Source organism: uncultured Campylobacter sp. (assembly GCF_937921625.1).
In the GTDB taxonomy this organism is placed as follows: domain Bacteria; phylum Campylobacterota; class Campylobacteria; order Campylobacterales; family Campylobacteraceae; genus Campylobacter_B.
The window spans coordinates 1-1,550 of the sequence record NZ_CAKZTI010000024.1; the positions used below are offsets into that span (position 1 = coordinate 1).

Sequence of the window (1,550 nt, forward strand, 5' to 3'; positions counted from 1 at the left end):
ATCGTCGGCGTCGGGCGAGTGAGCGACGTTTATATGCTTAAAAATCTTCAAATTTAATCCTTTTTGCTCCGCTTTAAATTTCGCGCGCGGCCTAATTCCAAAATGTTGCGAAATTATAGTGAAATTTTGCTACAGCCCTCATAAAAATGCGGAATTTCTAAAGAAAAGCGTGAAAACAGGGCTCGTTTAAAAGGCTAAATTTAACGCTCTCCGCTCGTCCTGCAGAACTTTTTGCGCTCCTTAAAAATTTCAAATTCCGATGCCGCGCCGAATTTGAGCGAATAATCAAAAATTCATTTCAAATTTGGTAAAATCAGATGAATTTATTTTTAAGGAAAAACATGGACGAGGGAAAGAAAAAGACGCTGGATGCGGCGCTAAAATCGATCGACAAGGCTTTCGGCAAGGGCACGCTCGTGCGGCTGGGCGATAAGCAGGTCGAGCCGATAGACGCCATCTCTACGGGCTCTGTGGGGCTTGACATCGCGCTTGGCATCGGCGGCGTGCCGAAGGGGCGTATCATCGAGGTTTACGGGCCTGAGAGCTCGGGCAAGACGACGCTTACGCTTCACATCATCGCCGAGTGCCAAAAGGCGGGCGGAATTTGCGCATTTGTAGACGCCGAGCACGCGCTGGACGTCAAATACGCTTCAAATTTAGGCGTCGATACCGACAATCTCTATGTCAGCCAGCCCGACTTCGGCGAGCAGGCGCTTGACATCGTAGAAACCTTAGCAAAGAGCGGCGCGATCGATCTTATCGTCGTAGATAGCGTCGCTGCGCTCACGCCGAAAAACGAGATCGAGGGCGATATGGGCGATCAGCACGTGGGGCTTCAGGCGCGACTTATGAGCCAAGCGCTGCGCAAGCTCGCGGGCGTCGTGCACAAGATGAATACGACGGTGATCTTTATCAACCAAATCCGTATGAAGATCGGCGCGATGGGTTACGGCACGCCAGAAACGACGACTGGCGGCAATGCGCTTAAATTTTACGCTTCGGTACGCATCGACATACGCAAGATCGCTACTTTGAAACAAAACGAAGAGAGCATCGGTAACCGCGCCAAGGTCAAGGTCGTAAAAAACAAGGTGGCGCCGCCGTTTAAGATCGCGGAATTTGACATAATGTTCGGCAAGGGCATCAGCAAGGTGGGCGAGCTGATCGATTACGGCGTCAAGCTAGACATCGTCGATAAAAGCGGCGCGTGGTTTAGCTACGGCGACACTAAGCTGGGTCAAGGGCGCGAAAACGCTAAAATTTATCTAGAGAATAACCCTGCCGTCGCTGAAGAGATCACGGCAAAGATCCGCGAGCAGATGGGTAGCGTAAATTTCAGCGCAGGCGCGGACGATGAAGAAAATTTACAAAATGGAGATGAGTAATGATTTATATCGAAGATGTTTATGCGATAGAAGTACTTGACAGCCGCGGCAACCCGACCGTGAAGGCGACCGTGGCCCTAAGCGATGGCACCGTAGCAAGCGCGATAGTGCCAAGCGGCGCAAGCACGGGCAAACGCGAGGCGCTGGAGCTTCGCGATAAGGATG

At 51.3% G+C, this 1,550-nt stretch carries 1 protein-coding gene and 1 pseudogene; both read left to right on the forward strand.

Annotated elements, in window-relative coordinates:
* Positions 1-341: 341 nt before the first annotated feature.
* Positions 342-1,385 (forward strand): recombinase RecA, encoded by a 1,044-nt coding sequence (gene recA, locus Q0101_RS03015; RefSeq protein WP_297942203.1) that lies wholly within the window; start codon positions 342-344, stop codon positions 1,383-1,385.
* Positions 1,385-1,550: pseudogene (gene eno, locus Q0101_RS03020) on the forward strand (phosphopyruvate hydratase); the annotation flags it as partial. The gene recA and the pseudogene eno, both read left to right, overlap by 1 nt.

Bases quoted from the DNA above. Each gene is read 5' to 3' on its own strand.
- recA (WP_297942203.1), top strand. From the start codon at position 342: ATGGACGAGGGAAAGAAAAAGACGCTGGATGCGGCGCTAAAATCGATC.